This window comes from Mycobacterium sp. PTI7 (assembly GCF_056679845.1).
Window position 1 is genome coordinate 2,104,642 of record NZ_CM155252.1, and the last position, 18,394, is coordinate 2,123,035.

14 protein-coding genes are annotated in these 18,394 nt (G+C 70.8%); 8 read left to right on the plus strand and 6 right to left on the minus strand.

The genetic code is table 11. From position 1 onward, the window contains the following. The first annotated feature begins 29 nt into the window (after nt 1-29). Genes AC1MEY_RS10175 through AC1MEY_RS10190 form a run of 4 tightly spaced genes read left to right on the plus strand, consistent with a single transcriptional unit; the run spans nt 30 to nt 4,121 of the window. Nucleotides 30-1,382, plus strand: a complete 1,353-nt coding sequence (locus AC1MEY_RS10175; RefSeq protein ID WP_480230516.1) for an ABC transporter substrate-binding protein — start codon at nt 30-32, stop codon at nt 1,380-1,382. Further along, a complete protein-coding gene (locus AC1MEY_RS10180; protein ID WP_480230517.1) occupies nt 1,379-2,251 on the plus strand; it encodes a carbohydrate ABC transporter permease in 873 nt (290 codons plus the stop codon). The genes AC1MEY_RS10175 and AC1MEY_RS10180 overlap by 4 nt, the downstream gene beginning before the upstream one ends. Beyond that, nucleotides 2,248-3,060 carry a carbohydrate ABC transporter permease gene (locus tag AC1MEY_RS10185; protein ID WP_480230518.1) on the plus strand — a complete coding sequence of 271 codons (813 nt, stop codon included), beginning with the start codon at nt 2,248-2,250 and terminating at the stop codon, nt 3,058-3,060. Before AC1MEY_RS10180 ends, AC1MEY_RS10185 begins: the two co-directional genes overlap by 4 nt. After that, on the plus strand, nt 3,057-4,121 hold the full coding sequence (locus AC1MEY_RS10190) for an ABC transporter ATP-binding protein (protein ID WP_480230519.1): 1,065 nt from the start codon (nt 3,057-3,059) through the stop codon (nt 4,119-4,121). Before AC1MEY_RS10185 ends, AC1MEY_RS10190 begins: the two co-directional genes overlap by 4 nt. Before the next feature lie 4 nt (nt 4,122-4,125). On the opposite strand, the gene AC1MEY_RS10195 is transcribed toward AC1MEY_RS10190, so the two are convergent. After that, nucleotides 4,126-5,358: an acyl-CoA dehydrogenase family protein gene (locus AC1MEY_RS10195; RefSeq protein ID WP_480230520.1), complete on the minus strand. Its 1,233-nt coding sequence runs from the start codon at nt 5,356-5,358 to the stop codon at nt 4,126-4,128. Nucleotides 5,359-5,509: 151 nt separating this feature from the next. Between AC1MEY_RS10195 and AC1MEY_RS10200 the strand changes: the two genes are divergently transcribed. Further along, nucleotides 5,510-6,706 (plus strand): acyl-CoA dehydrogenase family protein, encoded by a 1,197-nt coding sequence (locus AC1MEY_RS10200; protein WP_480230521.1) that lies wholly within the window; start codon nt 5,510-5,512, stop codon nt 6,704-6,706. On the opposite strand, the gene AC1MEY_RS10205 is transcribed toward AC1MEY_RS10200, so the two are convergent. Genes AC1MEY_RS10205 through AC1MEY_RS10215 form a run of 3 tightly spaced genes read right to left on the minus strand, consistent with a single transcriptional unit; the run spans nt 6,697 to nt 10,538 of the window. Continuing rightward, entirely contained in the window at nt 6,697-7,893 is a 1,197-nt protein-coding gene (locus AC1MEY_RS10205; protein ID WP_480230522.1) for an SfnB family sulfur acquisition oxidoreductase, read from the minus strand. The two genes, AC1MEY_RS10200 and AC1MEY_RS10205, sit on opposite strands and share 10 nt — an antisense overlap. A 14-nt stretch (nt 7,894-7,907) precedes the next feature. Further along, a complete protein-coding gene (locus AC1MEY_RS10210; protein ID WP_480230523.1) occupies nt 7,908-9,077 on the minus strand; it encodes an LLM class flavin-dependent oxidoreductase in 1,170 nt (389 codons plus the stop codon). A gap of 9 nt (nt 9,078-9,086) precedes the next feature. Next, nucleotides 9,087-10,538 carry an LLM class flavin-dependent oxidoreductase gene (locus AC1MEY_RS10215; protein WP_480230524.1) on the minus strand — a complete coding sequence of 484 codons (1,452 nt, stop codon included), beginning with the start codon at nt 10,536-10,538 and terminating at the stop codon, nt 9,087-9,089. A 196-nt stretch (nt 10,539-10,734) separates the two neighbouring features. Between AC1MEY_RS10215 and AC1MEY_RS10220 the strand changes: the two genes are divergently transcribed. Both AC1MEY_RS10220 and AC1MEY_RS10225 read left to right on the plus strand, forming a co-directional pair. Then, nucleotides 10,735-14,904: a SpoIIE family protein phosphatase gene (locus AC1MEY_RS10220; RefSeq protein ID WP_480230525.1), complete on the plus strand. Its 4,170-nt coding sequence runs from the start codon at nt 10,735-10,737 to the stop codon at nt 14,902-14,904. Further along, nucleotides 14,901-15,215: an STAS domain-containing protein gene (locus AC1MEY_RS10225; protein WP_480230526.1), complete on the plus strand. Its 315-nt coding sequence runs from the start codon at nt 14,901-14,903 to the stop codon at nt 15,213-15,215. The genes AC1MEY_RS10220 and AC1MEY_RS10225 overlap by 4 nt, the downstream gene beginning before the upstream one ends. A 6-nt stretch (nt 15,216-15,221) precedes the next feature. Here AC1MEY_RS10225 and AC1MEY_RS10230 read toward each other — a convergent pair whose 3' ends face one another. Beyond that, complete coding sequence (locus AC1MEY_RS10230; RefSeq protein ID WP_480230527.1) at nt 15,222-15,758, minus strand: class I SAM-dependent methyltransferase; 537 nt, start codon at nt 15,756-15,758, stop codon at nt 15,222-15,224. Continuing rightward, on the minus strand, nt 15,755-17,299 hold the full coding sequence (locus AC1MEY_RS10235) for a class I adenylate-forming enzyme family protein (RefSeq protein WP_480230528.1): 1,545 nt from the start codon (nt 17,297-17,299) through the stop codon (nt 15,755-15,757). The genes AC1MEY_RS10230 and AC1MEY_RS10235 overlap by 4 nt, the downstream gene beginning before the upstream one ends. Before the next feature lie 48 nt (nt 17,300-17,347). Between AC1MEY_RS10235 and AC1MEY_RS10240 the strand changes: the two genes are divergently transcribed. After that, the gene (locus AC1MEY_RS10240; RefSeq protein ID WP_480230529.1) at nt 17,348-18,370 is read left to right on the plus strand and encodes an NADP-dependent oxidoreductase; all 1,023 of its coding nucleotides are present in this window, start codon (nt 17,348-17,350) and stop codon (nt 18,368-18,370) included. Nucleotides 18,371-18,394 lie beyond the last annotated feature (24 nt).

The following is an 18,394-nucleotide window of genomic DNA, read 5'->3' on the forward strand; positions in this document are numbered from 1 at the left end:
TCGGCCCCGGGTTCGTACCGTCACGCCACGTGACGATCAACGCCCTCTCACGTCGACGTGCGCTGCAGCTGTTCGGCCTCGCCGGCGGCGCCGCACTCCTCGGCCCAGCTCTTGCCGCCTGCGGCTCATCCGGCGGGGGCGACGCGCTCGCCACCAACGCCCCCGTATCGGGCCGGTTCGAGGGGGTGACGCTCAAGCTCCTGGTCAACCAGCCACACGTCACGTCGTTCCGCGACGTGCTGGCCCCGGCCTGGAACAGGGAGACCGGCGGCACCCTCGACGTCACGCCGGCGCCCTACGACCAGCTCACCAGCAAGCAGATCCTCGACGTGCAGAGCGGCACGGGCGAATTCGACGTCTTCGACTACTTCTACTTCGGTCTGGGTGACCTCGTCGACGCCGGCGCGCTCGTCGACCTCACCGAATGGATCGCGGCGAACGCGCAGCCGATCGGCGTGGACGGCTATCTGCCCTCGATCTACGACCCGTACACACTGCTCGACGGCAAGCGTTACGGATTGCCCTACGACGGCGACGTCCACATTCTGTTCTACAACGCCGAACTGCTCGATCGGTACCGGGTCGCACCGCCCACCACGTGGGACGAGTACGACGAGGTCGCCGCGAAGATCACCCGGGACGCCCGTGGCGCGGCCTACGGCGCGATCGTCTCCGGTCAACAGGTGCCGATGATCCTCGGCTGCTCGTTCATCAACCGGCTCACCGGCTACGGCGGAGAACTGGTGGATTCCGACGGCAGACCCACCTTGACGTCTGACGCCTCGATCGCCGCGTTGCAGCACCTCGTCGACGTCGCGCCCGTCGCCCTGCCGACACCACTGCAGGTCGGATTCGATCAGGCCAATCAGGCCTTCCTGTCCGGACAGGGTGCCCTGCTGGACACCTGGACCGACATGGCGTTGCGCGCCGAAGATCCGACGGCGTCGAAGATCGCCGGCCGCTGGGGTGCGGTGTCGCTACCGGTCGGCGGTGCCAACACGACACCACGCACAGCGCTCGATTCCGGCTTCGGACTGGGCATCTCGACGGCGTCGAAGAATCGGGACGCCGCCGCGGCATTCCTGAGCTGGGCCACTGCGGGGCCACAGAACCTCGCAGTGTCCTCCACCCCGGGCGCCGGCATCGACCCCGTGCGGGATGAGGTGCTCGGCGCGCCGAGCTACGCCACGGTGGTCACCAGGGCCATCGAGCCCATCCGGCAGGGACTCGGCGGCAAGCCGCTGGTCTGGCCGAAGCAGAAGGGTGCCCCAAAACTCTTGCAGGACCTCGTCGATCAGCTGGCTCTCGCCATCGCCGGAACGCAGACGGTCGAGCAGTCCCTCGAGAACGCGCAGGGCAGCTGGGAGAACGCCGCGACATGACGCGACGCGTCCCGCTCTGGCTCGCGCTGCCCGCCATCGCAGGATTGGTGCTGTTCCTGGTCTATCCGACGGGCTACCTGCTCGCCCTGGCCTTGACCGACTCGTCGCTGGCCCATCCGCTGCGGATCTTCAGCGGCGGCGACAACGTCGAAACGGCTCTTGCCGTGCCGGCGTTCGTACCATCGCTGTGGAAGTCCACGGCCTTCGCCGTCCTGGCGACGGTCGTCACCACCGCCCTCGGGCTCGCCCTGGCGCTGCTGCTGCGGGCCCGCGGGACGCGCTTCGGCGCGGTCGGCGCACTGCTGCTGCTGCCGTTGGTGACGGCGCCGGTCCTCATCGGGGTGGCGTGGAAACTGCTGCTCGCCCCCGTGGGCGGCGGTCTCGCCGGATTGTTCTCGGTCATCGGGCTGGCCGGCTTCAACCCACTGGGGTCGGGAACCGGAGCGTTCCTCGTCCTGCTCGTCATCCACGTCTGGCAGTGGACGCCGTTCGCCGCGCTCATCCTGTTCGCGGCACTCGGCGTCGTACGGCAGGAACTCGTCGAATCCGCGCGCATCGACGGTGCCGATCCGTGGCGCACCTTCACGACGGTGACGTGGCCGGCGATCGCCCCGACCGCGTGGGCCGTGCTGGTCCTGGAGCTGGTGATCGGCTACAAGGTCTTTGACCTGATCGTCACGATCACCTCGGGTGGACCAGGTTTCGCGACGACGCTGGCCCCCTACGTCATCTACCAGACCGGTCTGCGCGGCAGCTTCGACATGGGCACCGCCGCGGTGCAGACGTTGATCTTCGCCGCCGTCGTCGGCGCGGTCGCCACCGCGTTCACCGCCGCCCGGGCACGCGTCGTGCGGTCGGAGCGGTCATGACGGGCGGGTCGCGCCGCTGGGCGGTGCGGACGGCGCTGGCCGTCGCGGTGGCCGTGGCGCTGCTGCCGGTCGGTTACCTCGTATCACTGTCGGTACGCCCGCCCGGTGACGTGCTCAACTCAAGTCTGCTGCCCGGCGAGTGGACGACGTCGAACTTCACCTCCGTCTTCGACACCATCGCCCTGGGCACCATGCTCGAGAACTCGTGGACGAGCGCGGTCGGCGCCGCCGTCCTCGCCATCGTGATCGCCGCGCCCGCTGCGTACTTCACCGCACGCAGCGTCCGCGGTGAGCGCCTGCTCACGGCGCTGCTGGCCAGTTACTGCGCACCACCGATCGTGGCGATCATCCCGCTGTTCTTCCTGCTGCGCGATCTCGGCCTCGTCAACCACGCCGCCGGTCTGGTCCTCGTCAACGGGATCGCCGGCGTTCCGGTCGCAGCATGGTTGCTCGACGGCTTCGTCCGGCGGATCCCGATCGAGATCGACGAGGCGGCGGTCATCGACGGCCTGTCCGTCGCCGGTGCGTTCCGCAAGGCCATCCTCCCGCTGCTGTGGCCGGGCATCGTCGCAGCGTTCCTCGTCGTGTTCTTCCTCAGCTACAACGACTTTCTGTTCGCCGTATACCTCGGAGTGACGAAGGAGAGCCAGACCTTGACCGTGGGACTATCGCTGTTTCAGGGCGACCGCACCGTTCAATTCGGTCAGCAGGCCGCCGCCGGACTGATGGGAATCGCGCCCGTGTACGTGCTGGCGCTGCTCGCCCAGCGCTACCTGGTCGGCGGGCTCGCGGCGGGGGCGACCAAGTGAGCACCGTCGAACTGCGCGGCATCACCAAGCGATTCGGCGGTGACGCCGTGGTCGACGATCTGAGCCTCGTGCTCGACGACGGCACGCTCACGGTACTGGTCGGGCCGTCCGGTTGCGGTAAGTCGACGACGCTGCGGATCCTGGCGGGCTTGGAGTCTGCGGACGACGGGTCCGTGCGCATCGGCGACCGGGACGTCACGGCAGCCTCGCCGCGTGCCCGCGATGTGGCCATGGTCTTTCAGAACTATGCGCTCTATCCGCACCTGACCGTCCTGGGCAACATCTCCTTCCCGCTCCGCAACGCTGGGGTGGGCAAACAGGAGGCCGCGAGCCGATCCCGCACGGCAGCCGAACAGGTCGGCATCACCGCGCTGCTCGATCGCAAACCGCGTCAGCTCTCGGGCGGTCAGCAGCAGCGCGTCGCCATCGCCCGGGCCTTGGTGCGCACGCCGTCGGTGTTCCTCTTCGACGAACCGCTGAGCAACCTGGACGCCAAGTTGCGCGTCGAGTTGCGTTCTGAGATCAGGCGTCTGCAGCAGGAGCTGGGGATCACTGCGCTCTACGTCACCCACGATCAGGAGGAGGCGATGACCATCGCCGATCAGCTGGTGGTGCTCGACGGCGGGCGGGTTGCTCAGCGGGGTACGCCCGCGGAGTTGTACGGCACGCCGACCAACGAGTTCGTCGCGGCCTTCATCGGTTCGCCGAGCACCAATCTGGTCCGCGGCGTGGTGGCGGACCGGGTGTTCTCCGCCGACGGCATCACCTGGGCGGCACCGGGCGACGTGGCGGGGGCGGCCACCTTCGGGGTCCGGCCCGAGGACCTGCTGGTCGAGCCGGACGCACACGGGAACGGCACGATCGAACTCGTCGAGCTGCTCGGCCCCCGGTACGTCGTCATCGTGACGGTGGGGCCCCGCCGGCTCACCGCGGTGGTCGAGGCATCGGTGGTCGCGGGCTGGCCCACACCGCCGGCACCCGGCGACGCCGTGTCGGTATCGGTCCGGCCGGGACGTGCCCACCTGTTCGACGCGGCGACGGGGGAGCGCATCGTCGCGTGACGCCTCAGTTACGCGTCGGCGTGGTCCCGATCGACCACGCGTAGGGCGGCGGGGTGTCGTTGACGTCGAAGGCGCCCAGCACGCGCGCCTTGAACAGCCGGGGATTGTGAGACGCGACGGTGCGGGCGTTGCGCCAGTGCCGGTCCAGGCCGCGTCCCGTCGACGTTGCCGACGCACCGAGCGCGTCGAACAACCCGGTGGCCGCATCGAGGACGAGCCGGGACACGGTGATCTGGGCGGCCGTCGCCTCGAGTTCGGCCCGCTCGGCGGTGGCCCGGCGCTCGTCGTCCGACCCGGTGGCGGCCTCGAATGCGGCGTCCAATGCGCCGGCCGCCCGGACCGCGATGGCCTCGGCGGCATATGCGGCCGCGGAGATCTCGCCGATCAGCGCGAGTACCTGTGGATCGTCGCGCACACGGGCGGCGTTGGCGTGCGAGTAGTTGCGCGACCGTGCCCGGACCTCCTCGACGACGTCGCGGTGGATCGCCCGGGCGATGCCGGCGAGCGTGGCGACCAGGTTCACCTGATAGAGCGCCGTCTGGTGCGGATGCCGCTCGGCGAACGGCAGGAGGTCGGCACGCTCGACCCGGGCATCGACGAACTCCGCCGTGCCGCTTCCCGTCCCGCGCTGACCGAAGCCGTCCCAGTCGTCGTGCACCACGACGCCGGGCTGACGGGTGTCGACGACGGCGATCACGTGGGTCGACTCACCGTTCTCCTCGAGCCGCGCGTACACGTCCGCCCACTGCGCGAATATCGTTCCGGTGGTATAGAACTTGCGGCCGTTGAGCACGTAGCGATCGCCGTCGGGTACCACCACGGTCTGCACGTCGCCGATCACCGTCGACCCGGTCTCGGTCCACGCGTTGCCGACGATCTCACCGGCCGTGAACCGCTCGAACCACGGCCGCTGGTCGGCGCCGCGCACGTGCCGGTAGAGCACGTCCTCGACGAACGTGAAGTGCCCGCGCAGCGCCTGCGCCAAATTCGCATCCGCGGCGGCGAGGTCGATCCACACCTCCGCGATCCGAGCCCAGCTCAGGCCCCTGCCGCCGAACTTCGTGGGTACCCGCAGTGCCCCGAACCCGGCCGCGGCCAGGTCCTCGAGCGCCGCGGTAGGCAGACCGCGATCCCGGTCGCGCTCCACGACGCCGGAGACGGCGCGCTGGATCACCTCGTTGAGTTCGGCGCGGACGCCATCCGATCGCCGTACGTCGTCGGCCGATGATGTCGTCACCCGGCCACCTCCTTCGTCTGATCGATTCAAGCAGTGCACCGCCGAACCGCCCGCCACCGATCGAATTTCGTTCGCCACGAATAGAACCCGTGGCCTGCGGCGAGATGCGCTCTACGCTGCTCGTGCTCCTGCCCCGAAGGAAGGACCGTCGATGGCGCGTACGCCCTGGACCACCCCGCTCGATGCGGACGAGACCGCACACTGGGATGCCGTGGCGTCGGAGGTGGCTCGCGTCCTGGAGGTCGACGCGCTCGCCCGCGACCGCGCCAACGAGCAGCCCGATGCGGAGTTGAAGCTCCTCAAGGAATCCGGGCTGGCCACCCTGCTGATCCCGACCGCTTACGGCGGGCACGGTGGGCATTGGTCGACGGCGTTCCGGGCCGTGCGCATCCTCGCCCGCACCGACGCATCGATCGCCCAGCTGCTGAGTTATCACTACTGCAACCACGCCGGCATCGTCTTCTTCGGCTCGCCGGACCGCTGGGAGCACTGGTTCACCGCGTCCGCCGACGGCCGCTGGTTGTGGGGCGATTCGGTCAACCCGGTGGATCCAGACCTCGTGCTCAGCCCGACGGACGGCGGCTTTCTTCTGAACGGTCGCAAGCGATTCTCGACGGGCGCCTCGACGGGCGACGTGACGTTGGTGATGGCGGTGCCCGAGGGCACCGGTGACGTCCTGGCGTCCGTCGTCGACCACGACCGCGACGGCGTCGCCTTCCCCGACGACTGGGACAGCCTGGGACAGCGGCTGTCGGCGAGCGGCAGCGCCGTATTCACCGACGTGTTCGTTCCGGACGGTGACGTGCTCGGGCCGGTCGGCGATGAGCCGTACTCCACGCTAGTCACCCCTGGCGTGCAGCTGGGGTTCGCCAACCTGTATCTGGGCATCGCCGAGGGAGCCATCTCCCGCGCTCGCCAACTGGTGCTCGGCCGCCGCGGCTCCTGGCTGCTCAGCGAGGCCACGCACTACTCGCGGGACCCGTTCGTGCAGCGCGTGTTCGGCGAACTCCTGTCGCGGATCGCGGCGACGGAGGCGCTCGCCGACCGATGGAACGTGAACTTCGACCGCATCATCGCGCGCGGGTCCGACGTCACCGCCGCCGACCGCACCGAAGCGGAGATCGGAATCGCGACGTGCAAGGTCGTCGCGACGGAGACGGGACTCGAGGTCGCGCACCGCGTCTTCGAGGTGACGGGGTCGAGTGCCGCGCGGGCGGACGTCGGCCTGGACCTGTTCTGGCGCAACGTCCGCACGCATTCACTGCACGACCCCATCGACTACAAGAAGCTCGAAGTCGGGGCCAACTATCTGACGGGCGACGTGGCGCCGATCACGCTCTACACCTGACCGTGGCGCGGCGGCCTGGTGCCGGACAGCGCGTGCCGGCCGATGTGCTGCAGCTTCCACCGGGTGGCGTCGTGCAGCGTGTGCGTCCGCGCGTCCCGCCAGTAGCGAGACAGGTTCGCCGACGCCGACGCACTCCGCGTGCCGCCGAGGTCGAACAGCACGCTCGACGCCTCGAGTGACGCGCGGACGGCGGCCACCTTCGCCACGGCGACGGCGATCGACGCCGTGGCAGCCGACTCGTCGGTGAGATCCGCACGGGCGGCGTCGACTTCACGCGCCGCGTCGGCGAGCAGTGCCCGGGCCCCACGCACGGTGACCACGAGTTCACCCGCCACCTGGATCAGCGTGGGATCGTCGGCGGCCACGGCCACACCGGCCTCGAAGTGCGGGCGGGCACGGGCCGCCTGGCGGACGCCCTCGGCGAGCGCGCCCGTGGCGATGCCGACGTCGATGGCCGCGTGGATCAACTGGGCATGCGCTCCGTACACCGTCGGGCCGCCGAAGATGGGCGAGAACGGCACGACGTGCTCGGCGGGCACCCGCACCCCGTCGAGCGTCACGGTGCCCGAGGCGGTGGTGCGCTGACCCATCCCGTCCCAGTCGTCGACCACGTCCACGCCGGCAGTGTCACGGGGGATGAACGCCAACGACTTCGGCGTGGACGCATCCGGCGCCTCGCCGCCCGCGACGAGCGAGGCCCGCACGATGAGCCAGTCGGCGAACAGCGCGCCCGTCGAGTAGAACTTGCGCCCCGACAGGACGAAGTCGGTGCCGTCCGGGGTGAGGGTGGTGGTGTCGACGTCGACCGCGTGCGGGCCGCGTTCGGTCTGGGCGTTGGCGAACAGCGCCCCATCCGCCACCAGCGAGTAGAAGAACTCCTGCTGCGCGGCTGTGCCCTGCAAGCGCAGCGCCTCGAGGAACGTGTAGTGCGACTGCGGGATCTGGGCCAGCGACGGGTCCGCCTCGGCGATCGTGCGGAACACCTCGGCGACCACCGTGGCCGGTGCGTCCACCCCGCCGAACTCGGCCGGAACCGACAGGGCCAGCAGACCGGACCGCTGCAGCGCCCCGACCTCGTCGTGCGGCAGCCGGCGTTCGGCGTCGCGCACCGAGGCGCCCGCGGCGAACTCGGCCGCGATTCGCCGGGCCGCGGAGAGGACGTCGTCCGCCGCTGGTGTCTCGGTCACGGCGGCGGCCGACGTCACCGCGGTGCGCCGACGAACGGGATCGAGGCGGGCGCGGCGTTCGAGCGGCCACCGTCGAACAGGCCGCGCTCGCGCAGGATCGGCACGACGCCCTCGCCGAACCAGAAGAGTTCCTCGAGGTGCGGGTAGCCGGAGAAGATGAACTCGTCGATGCCGATCTCGGCGTACTCGGCGATCCGGTCGGCGACGTCGGTATGGCTGCCCACCAGCGCCGTACCGGCGCCGCCACGCACCAGTCCCACGCCGGACCACAGGTTCGGTGCGATCTCGAGGCTGCGGGCGTCGTTCCAGCTACCGTCGGCGCGGTTGGCCTCGTGCAGGGCGAGCATCCGCTTCTGCCCCTCGGACTGACTGCGGCTCAGACCCGCCTGCGCGTTGCGCACGGTCTCCTCGTCCAGGGCGTCGATCAGGCGGCCCGCCTGCACCCAGGCCTCGTCGGCGGTGTCCCGCGAGATCGTGTGCAGCCGAATGCCGAAGCGCACCGTGCGACCCTGGTCGGCGGCCTCCTTGCGGATCCACTCGACCTTCTCCCGGACGGCCTCGGGCGGCTCGCCCCACGTGAGGTAGACGTCGGCGTGGCGGCCCGCGACCGGGCCGGCTGCCTTCGAGCTGCCGCCGAAGTACAACGGCGGCACCGGGTTCGGCGGTAGCGCGAGAGCAGCTTCGTCGACCTTGATGTGATTGCCGTCGAGCGTGACGGTCTCACCAGCCCACAGCCGGCGCACCACGTCGAGGAACTCGTCGCACCGCTCGTAGCGGGCGTCCTTGTCGAGGTAGTCGCCGAAGGACCGCTGCTCGTGCGCCTCGCCGCCGACGACCACGTTGAGCAGGATCCGGCCGGGCGCGTGCCGGGCGAACGTGGCGGCCATCTGCGCCGACAGCGTCGGGCTGACCAGTCCCGGCCGGAAGGCCACCAGGAAGGCCAGTGACGTCGTCTCGCGCGCGAGCAGCGCGGCGGTGACGAAGGCGTCCTCACACCACGCGCCGGTCGGGATCAGCGCACCGGTGAAGCCGAACGTCTCGGCGGCGCGCACGATCGACGCCAGGTAGTCGGCGGACGCGTCGCGGTCGCTGTGCGCGACGCCCGCGGGGGTGCCGTGGCCGCCGCCGACGATCAGCCGGCTGTCGCCGTAGGTGGGCAGGAACCAATGCAGTTTCACGGACACGGGGAAATCCTATCGACCGGAGGTGGGTTGCGATGCCGACGAGACCGCCGACGAGGGAACGGTCGACGGCCGCTCGATGATGGTGGAGCGTGCGCCGCCGACGCGGTAGCTCGCGCCGCGATGCTCCTCGGGCAGTTTGTCGCCGCGACCGAAGAGCTTGTGGCGCAACGTACCCGGCGTGTACTCGGCCTGGTAGGCGCCGCGCTCGGTGAGCACGGGCACGACGTGGTCGACGAAGTCGGCGAAGCTGCCCGGCGTGATCGCGTAGGCCAGGTTGAAGCCGTCGACGTCGGTCTCGTCGACCCACTCCTGCAGGACGTCGGCGACGTGGGCGCCGGAGCCGACGATCAGCGGTCCGATGCCGCCGATCTTCCCCCAGGTCGCGATGTCGTCGACCGACCACTCGCCCCCGTCGGGATCGGCGGACTGGAAGGCCTTGACGGCGGACAGGATCGCGTTGGAGTCGACGTTGCCGATCGGTTCGTCGCGGCCGTAGCGCGACAGGTCGACGCCCATCCACCCGGACATGAAGACCAGCGCGCCCTCCGGGTCGCCGAACGACAAGTACTCGGCGTGCTTGGCGCGTGCCTCCTCCTCGGTGGCGGCGGTGATCACGGTGGAGAGGTTGAAGATCTTGGCCGAGTACGGGTCGCGGCCGGCGAGTTCGAGTTCGCGCCGGATCGTGTCGACCGTCTCGCGCAGGATCGCCTTGGTGGGCGCCGCGGTGAAGATGGCCTCGGCGTTCTCCGCGGCGAACCGCACGCCGCGCGGGGAGGCACCGGCCTGGAAGAGCACCGGCGTCCGCTGCGGCGACGGTTCGGACAGGTGGATGCCCGGCACGGTGAAGTGCGCGCCCCGGTGCCCGATGTGGTGGACCTTCGCCGGGTCGGTGAACACGCCGCGCTCGCGGTCGCGCACGACGGCGCCGTCCTCCCAGGAGCCCTCCCACAGCTTGTAGAGCACCTCGAGGTACTCGTCGGCGTGGTCGTAGCGCGCGTCGTGGGCGGGCTGGTCGGTCTGGCCCATGTTGCGAGCCGCCGCGGGCAGGTAGCCGGTGACGACGTTCCAACCGACCCGGCCCCCGGTGAGGTGGTCGAGCGTGGAGACGCGCCGCGCGAAGGGGTAGGGGTGCTCGAAGCCGGTGCCCGTGGTGATCCCGAACCCGAGGTGCTCGGTCACCAGCGCCATCGCCGACACCAGCAGCAGCGGATCGTTGACGGGTACCTGCGCGGCCTGCCGGATGGCGGCCTCGTCACTGGCGCCGTAGATGTCGTAGGTGCCGAGGACGTCGGCGATGAACAGGCCGTCGAACCGGCCCCGCTCGAGCAGCCGGGCCAGGTCGGCCCAGTACTCGAGATCCTTGTAGCGCGCGGACTGGTCCTCGGGATGTCGCCACAGCCCGGGGGACTGGTGGGCGACGCAGTTCATGTCGAAGGCGTTGAAGCGAATGATGCGTGTCACTGACCAGATACTCGCGATCGCGTCGGCATCCGTCACGGTTTCACCTCACCGCGATTCGAACGGCGTCGCCCGCGACGTGGGCGGACGTTTGCGTCCGACGGTCCCCGGGGTAGAGACACGGGCACGGCCCCGGCACCCATCGCAGCGGAAACGGACCTGGCGAGAGACACTAGAAGCGTCGGCGAGAGGACACGAGGTGAGCGAGAGGGGCCCCGAGCGCCGTCTGCCCGCGGTCACCGACGCGGCCGTCTTCGACGCCGACCCCGAGGTGGGCGCCGACCTGGTCCGGGTCGACTGGTCGGCGACGCCGCTCGGGCCGCCGCCACAGTGGCCGCAGAGCCTCCAGACCGCCGTCAGCATCCTGCTGTCGTCGAGGTTCTCGATGTGGATGGCCTGGGGGCCGGACCTCACCTTCTTCTGCAACGCCGCCTACCGGCGGGACACGCTGGCGGGCAAGTACCCGTGGGCGCTGGGCCGGCCGGCGAGCGAGGTATGGGCGGAGATCTGGCCCGACATCGGTCCGCGGATCGAGCGGGTCCTGTCGACGGGCCTCGCCACGTGGGACCAGTCGCTGCTGCTGTTCGTCGAGAGGTCCGGGTACCCGGAGGAGAGCTACCACACCTTCTCCTACAGCCCGTTGCGCGACGACGCCGGTGACGTCGTGGGCATGCTGTGCGTCGTCAGCGAGGACACCGAGCGCGTGATCAGCGAGCGGCGCCTCGCGACGCTACGCGACCTCGGCTCCGACCCGAGCGTGATGCTCGCCGAGGAAGACATGCTGGCCGCATCCGCGACTCAGCTCGGACGCAATCAGCGGGATCTGCCGTTCACGCTGACCTATCTCTTCGACGAGGACGGCAGCGCCCGCCTCGGCGCCGCCAGCGGCATCGCACCCGGCCATCCGGTGGCACCCACCGTGCTGTCCGACGACGGCTCCACGCCGTGGCCGTTCGGCGACGCTGTCCACGGCCGGTCCACCGTCGTCGACCTGGCGGGGGATCGGTACGCCGACCTGCCGCGCGGCGCCTGGCCGGACCCGCCGCAGCAGGCGCTGATCGTCCCGTTGCTGCAGCAGGGCACCTCACCGTGCGGCTTCCTGGTCGCCGCGCTCAACCGGTACCGGCCGTTCGACGACGGCTACCAGGGCTTCGTCGAGTTGGTGGCCGCGCACGTCGCCGCCGAGATCGCCGCGGCGCGCAACTTCCTCGCAGAACGCCGGCGCGCCGAGGAACTCGCCGAGCTCGACCGCGCCAAGACCGCGTTCTTCTCCAACATCAGCCACGAGTTCCGGACGCCGCTGACGCTGATCCTCGCGCCGGTCGCCGAACTCCGCGACCGCGCCGACGGCATCGACGAGGACGCGCGGCGCGAGTTGGACGTCGTACACCGCAACGGATTACGGCTGTCCAAGCTCGTCAACACGCTGCTCGACTTCTCCCGTATCGAGGCCGGCCGCATGCAGGCCCGGTACCAGCCGGTCGATCTCGGGGCCGTCACCGCGGACCTCGCCAGCGTCTTCCGCTCCGCTGTCGACCGTGCGGGCCTCGAGCTGATCGTCGACTGCCCGCCGCTCGCCGAGGACGTCTACGTCGACCGGGACATGTGGGAGAAGGTGATCCTCAACCTGCTGTCGAACGCCGTGAAGTTCACCTTCGACGGGTCGATCACCGTGCGGGTCGAGCAGGTGGGCGCGCAGGCCGTCGTGACCGTGGCCGACACCGGCATCGGGGTGGCGGCCGACGAAGTCCCGCGCCTCTTCGAACGCTTCCACCGCATCGAGAACGCGCGGGCCCGCTCCAACGAGGGCAGCGGCATCGGTCTGGCACTGGTCAAGGAACTGGTCGCGCTGCACGGCGGCACGATCTCCGCCGACAGCCGCGAGGGCGCGGGCACCACCTTCACCATCCTGCTGCCGTTCGGGTCGGCGCACCTGGCCCCCGAGGCGATCGCCACCGCGCCGGGCGCCCGGTCCACGGCCGCCACCGCCGATCCGTTCCTGCAGGAGGCGCTGCGGTGGCTGCCCGCCGACGTGCGCCCGTCGGACGTGATCGACGACCAGCCGGCCCTGGATCCGACGGTGCCCGCGACGCCGAACGCGGACGCGCCCACCCGGGTCCTCGTCGCCGACGACAACGCCGACATGCGGGAGTACCTGACCCGGCTGATGCAGGCCGCGGGTTACGAGGTCACGGCGGTCGTCGACGGCCGACAGGCCCTCGACCGCGTCCGCGCCGAGATGCCCGACCTCGTGGTCAGCGACGTGATGATGCCGCGGCTGGACGGGCTCGAACTGGTCGCGGCGCTGCGCACGGACTCCCGCACGGCCGCCGTACCCGTGCTGCTGCTCTCGGCGCGCGCCGGTCAGGACGAGTCGATCGAGGGTCTTCGGGCGGGTGCCGACGACTACCTGGTCAAGCCCTTCGCGGCGGCCGAACTGCTCGCCAGGGTCCGCGCCAACGTCGAGATGGCGCGACTGCGGAACAACCACTCGCGCTGGCGAACCGCGCTCGTCGAGTCCCTGCAGGAGGCGTTCTTCGTCTGCGACGAGGACGGCACCGTCGTCGAGATCAACGCCGCGTTCACCGACGTCCTCGGCTACGGGCCCGAGGGACTGCCCTACGAGGCCGTGCACCCGTGGTGGCCCGACGAGGAGAGCGACCCCGAGGCGTTCCGCCTGGTGGCCCGGTCGTTCGACGGTCTCGTCGGCCGCGACCGCGGCAGCTACACGGTGCCGGTGATCCACCGCGCCGGTCACCGGGTGTGGGTCACGTTCAGCTTCAGCCAGGCCACCGACCCCAACTCGGGGCGCAAGGCCACGGTGGGCACGCTGCGCGACGCGACCGCCGAGCACTACACGGTGCAGCGCGAGACCTCGCTGGCCGAGGTGAACAACATCCTCGCCGAGGCCGACACCGTGGATCAGGCGCTGGCGTCGACGGCCGAGGAGTTGCGCCGGCTGTGGAATGCGCGCCGCGTCCTCGCGGTCACCTTCCCTACCGGGCTCGACCTCGAGTTCACCGCGGTGGGTGAGTCCGCCCGCTGGGAAGACCTGGATCCTGCCCTGCGCGACACCATCCGGTCGCTCGCCGACGGTGACCTGCTGGTCACCGACACCCATCGGACGGGATCGGCCGGCATCGCGCTGCAGCATCCACGCGGCGTGCTGGTGTTCTGGATCGACCTGTCGGAGCGCAGACCGTTCACCGCGGAGGACCAGACCCTGCTGATCGTGCTGGCCGGCCGCGTCGGCCAGGGCCTGCTGCGGGTGCTCCAGGTCGACCAGCAGCGCGAAACGGCTCTGGCCCTGCAGCATTCGATCCTTGGCCCGGTGAGCCTGCCGAACGGGTTCGCCGTGCGGTACCAGCCGGCCACCCGGCCGCTGCAGGTCGGCGGCGACTGGTACGACGTCGTCGAACTCGACGACGGCCGCTTCGGTCTGATCGTGGGCGACTGCGTCGGCCACGGGCTGATCGCCGCCACCGTGATGGGTCAGCTGCGCAGCGCGTGCCGCGCGCTGCTGCTCGAGAAGCTCAGTCCAAGTGCGGCATTGACGGCACTCGACCGCTTCGCGGTGCGGCTGCCCGGCGCCGCATGCACGACGGCGTTCTGCGCCGTGCTCGACACCACCTCCGGTGAGCTGACGTACTCCAGCGCCGGGCACCCGCCGCCGATCCTGGTGTCCGCCGACGGCTCGTCGCGCGAACTCACCGACGGCCACACCATCCCGATCGGCATCCGGACCAATCGCGAGCGACCGGAGGCGCGCGTGGTGATCCCGGCCCGCGGCACGCTGCTGCTCTACACCGACGGCCTGGTGGAGCGGCGCCACGATTCGATCGACCACGGCATCGCCCGTGCCACGGCCGTGATGCGCGACGGGAACGCCACTGGACTCGAGGAACTCGCGGGTCGGGTGATGTCGGATCTGGACGCCGGCGACGGGTACGAGGACGACGTCGCGGTGCTGCTCTACCGCCAGCCGGCGCCGCTGCGCATGACGTTCCCCGCACACGCCAGCTATCTCGCCGAGACACGGACCGCGCTGCGGGACTGGATGGCTCGGGCCGAACTCGCGAACGACCAGGTGCAGAGCATCCTGGTGGCCGTCGGCGAGGCCGTCGCCAATGCGATCGAGCACGGACACCGCGACCGGCCCGAAGGACTCATCACCCTCGACGCCACCATGCTGGTGAACGAGGTGCGGCTGCTGATCGTGGACTCCGGGTCCTGGAAGCCCGAGCGGACGTCACCCGACATCACCCGCGGCCGGGGTCTCGCGCTGATGCGCGGGCTGCTCGACGACGTCGCCATCGACCGGGAGGATTCCGGGACCACGGTTCGGTTGCTCTCGAGGATCCCCGGATGACCACTCCGTTGACGCTCGACACGGTGGGCCGCGACGACGGGACCCGCGTCGTGGTCGCGACGGGTGAGATCGACCTGAGCAACGTCGCCACCTTCCTGAAGGCACTCGATGCCGCCGTCGGGCAGGCCGACGACGGGTCCGAAAGGGTCGAGGTGGACCTGAGCGCCGTGGACTACCTTGACAGCGGCGGCATCAACGTCCTGTTCACCCACGCGGATCGCATCCGGGTGGTGGCCAATCCGATCCTGGTGCCGGTGCTGACCATCAGCGGTCTCGCCGAACTCGTCCCGGTGGAACCCGCACGCCGCTGACCGCCGTCACCGGCGGGCGAGCAGCCACGCCAGCCCGTCCCGCTCGCCGTCGGTGATCACGTCGAATCCCGGGTAGGCGCCGGTCAACTCGCCTGCCGCGGCACGGAACCGGCCCGGTGCGGCACCCACCTCGCTCAGTGCGGTGACGGCGAGTAGCCCGCCGGGCACCACGCGGGTGCGGATCGCCGCGTCGAGCCGCGGATCGCGAAATCGCAGGCACAGCAGCACGTCCACGGGCGGACCGGCGGGCAGGCCGTCGTCGAGGTCGGCCACCGCGAACCGGCACCGATCGGTCACGCCCGCCGACTCGGCGAGCCGTGCGGCGTCGGCCACCGCCACCGGCGACACGTCGACCGCCAGCACGTCGAGGCCCCGCTGCGCCAGCCAGACGGCGACGGATCCGCCTCCGCAGGCGAGTTCGAGTGCGCGGCCCGACGTCGGGAAGTGGTCGACGAACTCCGCGAACGGGCGCGGTGGGCCCGGCGGCTCCGGTTCGCGGAGTGTGTGCCGCGCGTCCCAGCGCGTGCGGTCCGCCGAACTCATCGAGCCGTCAGCTCGGGTAGCACGCCGTCGATCACCATCGCGCGCAGCGCCTTCCGGTCGAGCTTGCCGCTCGGCAGCGTGGGGATCTGGTCGCTCGTCGCGGTCAGCCAGCGGGTGGGCACCTTGTAGGCGGACAGCTGGTCGCGCGTCCGGGCGACGAGCGACGAGGGATCCGGCCGACCGACGACGACCGCACACACCTCTTCGCCGCGCCGCGGATGGTCGACGCCCACCACCACGCACTGGCTGACGTCGTCGAACCCGCCGACGACGGCCTCGACCTCGAGCGGGGAGACGTTGGCGCCGCCGGACTTGATCAGGTCGCCGGTGCGGCCGACGTAGAACAGGCGCGGATCGCCCGCACGCCGGTACACCCGGTCACCGGTGTGGTACCAACCGTCCGCGTCGAAGGTGTCCGCACGCTCGCGCTTGTTGTAACCGCTCATCACACCGACGCCGCGGATCAGCAGTTCGCCGGTGGTGCCCTCGGGGACGGGGTCGCCGTCGTCGTCGACGATGGCCATCTCGGTGTGGGCGAATCCGCCTGCGGTCTCACTCATGGTGCGGTGCACCGGGAATCCGTCGGGCACGTCGGTCATCGCGATGTCGAGCGGCCCGTCGCGCAGCAGGGGAGCGCTGGCGAGATCGCGTGCGGCGAAGCTGGGGTGCTCGCGGAGGCGCTGGGTGAAGGCGGGCCAGCCCACCACGCCGGTGGCGCGTTCGCGCTCGATCAGGTCGAGTGCGGATCCCGCGTCGAGGCGGGCCTGCACGATCACGGTGACGGGTTCGTGGAGTGCGCCGGTGGCGGCCAGCAGGCCGCCGACCCAGAAGAACGGCATCGCGCACAGGATGCGCGCCGGCCCGTTGGAGCCGGTGACGGCGCGGATCGCGGCGGGCCACGTTGACGTCTGACGCACCAGGGTGCCGTGGGTGTGCAGGACGCCCTTCGGGTCGGCGGTGGATCCGGAGGTGTGGATCAGCACGGCGAGGTCCGCGGGACTCGTCTCGGCCTCCGCGGCGGCCAGCACCTCGTCCGGCACGCCGGCGTCGCCGTCCCAGGTCGACGCCCAGCTCGGTGCGGACGTACCGACCAGCACGATCGACCGGAGGTAGGGGACGCCGGTGAGCGCGATGCGGTCCGCGGTCTGGGCGGCGAGTCCCGGCACGGCGGCCTCGAGGCGCCGGGCGACGTCGACGTCGAGCACGCGGGTCGGGGCGACCAGCAGGCCCACGTCACCGAGGCGCAGCACCTTCGCGATCTCGGCGGGCGTGTACAGCGTGCTCAGCGGGATGACGAGTGCGCCGATGCGCGACGCCGCGAGCCACCACACCACCCAGTCGACCCCGTTGGGGAAGAACAGGCCGATCCGCGCGCCCTTGCCGACGCCCCGGGCCAGGAGCCGGCACGCGACGTCGGCCGAACGCCGCTCGGCGTCGGCGTAGGTGAGCCGATCCGTCGCGGTCACCACGTAGTCGTGGTCGGCGAACTCGGCCGCGGCGTGCCGCAGCAGGGCGGGCACTGTCGGTCGTATGTCGGTCACGCCGAGGATTCTCGCCGACGCGGGGTCCGGTTTGGGTAGGTTCACGGCGTGCCCGATTCCGTGAACCGCCAGGTGTTGTTGCGCCGCAGGCCGACGGGCCTCGTCGCGCCGGACGACACGGAGACCGTCGAGTCGCCGATGCCGGAGCCCGCCGAGGGCGAGGCGTTGTTGCGCAACACCTACGTCGGGATCGACGCCGCGGTGCGGACGTGGCTCGACGACCAGCCCGGCTACCTGCCACCGGTCGGGCTCGGCGAGGTGATCCGTGCGGCGGGCATCGGCGAGGTCGTCGCGTCGCGCTGCGAGGCGTACGCGGTCGGCGACCTGGTGACCACGCTGTCGGGCTTCCAGGAGTACTGCCTGATTCGCGACGATCTGTTCAGCACGCCGATGCCGGGCCTCACCGACCAGTTGGCGATCATGTCGGTGTACGGCCCGACGGGTGCGACGGCCTACTTCGGGATGACCGACATCGGCAAGCCGCGCGAGGGGGAGACCGTCGTCGTCTCGGCGGCGGCCGGCGCGACCGGCTCCATCGCCGGCCAGATCGCCAAGGTGCACGGTGCGCGGGTGGTCGGCATCGCGGGCGGCCCGCAGAAGTGCGAGGCGGTGGTCGAGTCGTTCGGATTCGACGCGTGCATCGACTACCGCGCGGGCGATCTGGCGGCGGCGCTGAAGGCGCACTGCCCGCGCGGCGTCGACGTGTACTTCGACAACGTCGGCGGCCCGATCCTCGACGCGGTGCTCGGCCGGCTCGCACGCAACGCCCGGGTGGTGCTGTGCGGGGTGATCTCGAGTTACCTCAGCGGTGAGCATCCCGGCCCGTCCAACTACGTGAACCTGCTGGCGAAGACGGCGACCATGCAGGGGTTCAATGCGCTCGACCAGTGGGGCCGCTTCGACGAGGCGTTCGCGTCGCTGCACGGCTGGGAGCAGGCCGGTCTGCTCCGGCACCGGCAGACGATCTACCGCGGCGTCGACTCGTGCGTGGAGGCGCTCAACGGGATGTTCACCGGCGCCAACATCGGCAAGATGCTCGTCGAGGTCGGCACGCCGACGATCGGGACGTGAGCGCCGTGGCGTGCTCGCTGCCCG